This window comes from Vulcanococcus sp., assembly GCF_044369115.1.
Taxonomy (GTDB): Bacteria; Cyanobacteriota; Cyanobacteriia; order PCC-6307; family Cyanobiaceae; genus Vulcanococcus.
Window position 1 is genome coordinate 1 of the sequence record NZ_JBIPMN010000264.1, and the last position, 2,759, is coordinate 2,759.

Sequence of the window (2,759 nt, forward strand, 5' to 3'; positions counted from 1 at the left end):
GAACGCGAACGCCATCTGGCAATCGACGCCGCGGTGGATCAACGCGTGCGCAACGTGCAATTCGTGCGCAGCCTCAAGCTGGAGCGCCGGCAGGGCGGCTTCAAGTACGACCAGACCGCCGAAGCACAGCAGTTTGGCGAGGCGAGACCTCAGCAGCTGATGGGGTTTTACGGCAACCAGAGGCTGGTGGATGGCCAGATCAGCCGTTGGCGCTTCCAAGCTGAGCGCATCACCATCACACCCGATGGCTGGCAAGCCGAGCGCGCGGCCTTCACCAATGACCCCTTTACGCCCTCCCAGTCGTGGCTGGATCTGCAGGTTGTCATGGCGCAGGAGCTGGGGGATGGCAAAACCAAGATCAAGGCCAAGCGCAGCCGCCTGATCCTCGAGAACCGCCTGCCGATCCCGCTGCGCCGCAACCTCACCCTGGAGAAGGAAAAACCTGTCGAGAACCGTTTCGTGGTAGCCGATGACGGCATCGACCGCAGCGGCGTCTACTTCGGCTACAAGCTGCCGGAGTACGACATCCCCAAGACCCAGGCCAAGCTCAAACTCGAGCCCCAGTTCATGGTGGCCCGCGCCCTGAACGGCTCGGTGAGCACCTACCCCTTGCCTGGCTCCCCGGCTGGTGCCCCCAATGGCACCCAACCGGCCCAGATCGGCGATCTGTTCGGTGCCATGGCGAAAGTGGAGGGCAAGATCCTTGGCTTTGCCACCTCCGACTTCGCCGTCAGCCTCTCCACCCTGAACCCCAGCAACTTCGCCAATGGCACCCGAACCTGGGGCGACTTCTCCCGTTCCTTCCAGCTGCCCTACCTGGGGATCCTGCCGGCCGGCACCTACACCAGCCGCATCTACGGCGCCTACCGCTACCGCAGCTTCAATGGCTCCCTGGGTTACCAGGATGTCTACTCAGCGGTCGGAACGTCACTGGAGAACACCGGCAATCTGAAGCCCTGGGGGCCAATCAACAACAACTATTTCTGGCGCGCCTCCTTCGGCAATTACCAGGGCACCACCTTCAGCACCAACAGCCCCTCGGGCACCACCATCTCGCAGACGATCAGCGACAGCACCCGCGCCAGTTTCTATGGCGCCCTCAGAAGCAGCCTGCCCATCTGGACGGGCAAACCCCGCAATGCTGACGATCCCAAATCCACGCAGAACACGCCGACGCCGATCCTCCCGGGGCTAACCATCAACACGGTGACCAGCACCGCCCTGGATTATTACGGCATTGGCCTCAATCAGAACCTGATCAACTTCAGCGGCGGCCCCACACTCACTCTCGGGAGTTTCACCAAAAACTTCTTTGATTACACTCAATTCACGATCACCGGCGGCGGCACTCTGCAGCAGGGGCAAAGCCCCTTCAGCTTCGACCGCAACGTGGATCTCGCTACCCTGGGCATCGGCTGGACCCAACAACTGTTCGGCCCGCTGATGTTCAACCTGGGCCTGGGCTATAACGTCGACCCGAGTTCGCCGTACTTTGGCTACACCACCAACGCCTACGGTGAACTACGTTGGCAGCGGCGCGGCTATGAGTTCGCGATTTACTACAGCCCCTACGAGCAGGTGGGCGGCATCCGCGTGAAACTCAACGACTTCAACTTCAACGGCACCGGCGTGCCGTTTGTACCAACCCAGCCGTTCAGCACCACCCGCAACCGCCAGAGCCTCTTTTAGGGCTGGCCCGGCAGGGGAGGCAGCGGTGGCGGCAGCGGTGGCTCCTCACCGCCCACCACCAGACCACTGCCACTGAAATCCGCTCCCACCAACACAGCTCCCTCGATCTGCACACCGGGGGTGAGGGCCTGCAAGATCACGGCATCGCGCAGATTGGCCCGCCGCAGATCCGCTTCGGCCAGATCGGCATTGGTGAGCCGCACGTGCTGCAACTGCGCCCCACGCAGATCCGCGCCGGTGAGATCGGCACCCTCGAGATTGCTGCCACGCAGGTCGGCGTCACGCAGATCCGCCCGGCGTAGATCCATCCCATTCAGCAACAGACCGCGCAGGGTGGCACCGCGCAAATCACAGCCGGGGCACTGCCGCCAGGGGGGAGAGGCCGCCGGCGATCCACTGGCCCGGTAGGGCTCCACCACCAGAGGCTCAGCCGCCTGCAGCCCTCCGCCCCCGAGCAGGGCAGCGGCCATCAGCGTGGCCAGGGATGGGGCAGCAACAGGGGCCATCGGCACGGCAGGTCCTGTCTTCGTCATAGACAGTGGCGCCACGGGCCGCCACAAACGATGACGGCGGGTGACGCCGGATGACGGATCAGACCGCAGCGAATCCCTGCAGATAGGGCAAGCGCGCCACGGTGGCCGCCAGCTGCTCCCCGTGGGCCAACAGCTGGCCGGTGGCATCCCACTGGCCGCTCACGAGCATCTGCTGCGGACCGGCAGCCAAGTCCAGCCCCCAGCGCTGCCCAGCCCCCTGGAGGCTGGCGGAGGCGACATCCAGTCGGAAGGTCTCGGCCGGATGGGCGGTGGCAACCTCCTGAATCGCCAGCATCGTGGCGTGGTCGGCCACCAGGCAGGGGATCCCTAAGGCCAGGCAGTTGCCGTAGAAGATCTCGGCGAAGCTTTCGCCCACAACCGCCCGGATGCCCCAGCGCATCAGCGCCTGCGGGGCATGCTCACGGCTGGAGCCACACCCGAAGTTGCGGTTCACCAGCAACAGGCTCGCCCCCTGGTGCTCCGGGCGATCGAAGGGATGGGGGCCCGAAGGCCCCGAGGCCAGCTCGGCGCGGTCAT

At 64.8% G+C, this 2,759-nt stretch carries 3 protein-coding genes; 1 reads left to right on the plus strand and 2 read right to left on the minus strand.

Annotated features, from left to right (window positions below; all coding sequences use genetic code 11):
• A partial coding sequence (locus tag ACIQ2E_RS14265; RefSeq protein WP_398331978.1) for a DUF3769 domain-containing protein occupies positions 1-1,689 on the plus strand: 1,689 nt, incomplete at its 5' end.
• On the opposite strand, the gene ACIQ2E_RS14270 is transcribed toward ACIQ2E_RS14265, so the two are convergent.
• Both ACIQ2E_RS14270 and ACIQ2E_RS14275 read right to left on the minus strand, forming a co-directional pair.
• Positions 1,686-2,195 carry a pentapeptide repeat-containing protein gene (locus ACIQ2E_RS14270; protein WP_398331981.1) on the minus strand — a complete coding sequence of 170 codons (510 nt, stop codon included), beginning with the start codon at positions 2,193-2,195 and terminating at the stop codon, positions 1,686-1,688. The genes ACIQ2E_RS14265 and ACIQ2E_RS14270 overlap by 4 nt on opposite strands.
• A gap of 85 nt (positions 2,196-2,280) precedes the next feature.
• Positions 2,281-2,759: isopropylmalate isomerase (locus tag ACIQ2E_RS14275; RefSeq protein WP_398331984.1), on the minus strand; the 479-nt coding region annotated here is incomplete at its 5' end.